This is a genomic window from Micromonospora fiedleri, assembly GCF_016774385.1.
Taxonomy (GTDB): Bacteria; Actinomycetota; Actinomycetes; order Mycobacteriales; family Micromonosporaceae; genus Micromonospora; species Micromonospora gifhornensis.
The window spans coordinates 1-450 of the sequence record NZ_JAETXL010000095.1 but is presented as its reverse complement, the minus strand read 5'-3'; the positions used below and the strand labels follow the sequence as shown (position 1 = coordinate 450).

Here is a 450-nt window from a genome sequence, read left to right as displayed (position 1 = left end):
GCACCGGCACCTCACCGTTCGGCACCGGCACGACCCAGTACGCGTGGCCGGTGATGAGTCCGTACGGCGGTTTGCCGGGGTACTGGGCGGCCGGCAGGGTTCCGGTGATCACCGGACTGCCGGCGGAGAGCAGGGTGGCCAACCGGGCTTCGGCCTCGGCTTCCCGGCCGGGCGTCGGATCGAGCCGACTGACGCTGCTGGGCAGGCCGGTGAGTTGGGTGAGCAGTTCCGCCTGCACCAGTCGGCTGCTGCCATTGCCGAGGCGGGCGTAGCCGAGCGGGGCGGCCTGGTGCGGGTCGGCGCCGGGTCGGCCGCCCCACTGCTGCTGCCACTGGTCGTGGCGCTGCTCGGTCCAGGTGCGGGCGACCGACGCGATCGCCTTCCCCACCAGCGACCCCCAGGAACTGCCGCCCGTGGCCCGGTCGGCCGTGGCGCTGCCACCGGTTCGGG

Annotated in this window: 1 protein-coding gene; it reads right to left on the bottom strand. The window is 74.4% G+C overall.

Annotated features, from left to right (window positions below; translation table 11 throughout):
• On the bottom strand, positions 1 to 388 hold a 388-nt coding region (locus tag JMF97_RS30795), incomplete at its 3' end, for a hypothetical protein (protein WP_203224691.1).
• Between the last annotated feature and the right edge of the window lie 62 nt (positions 389 to 450).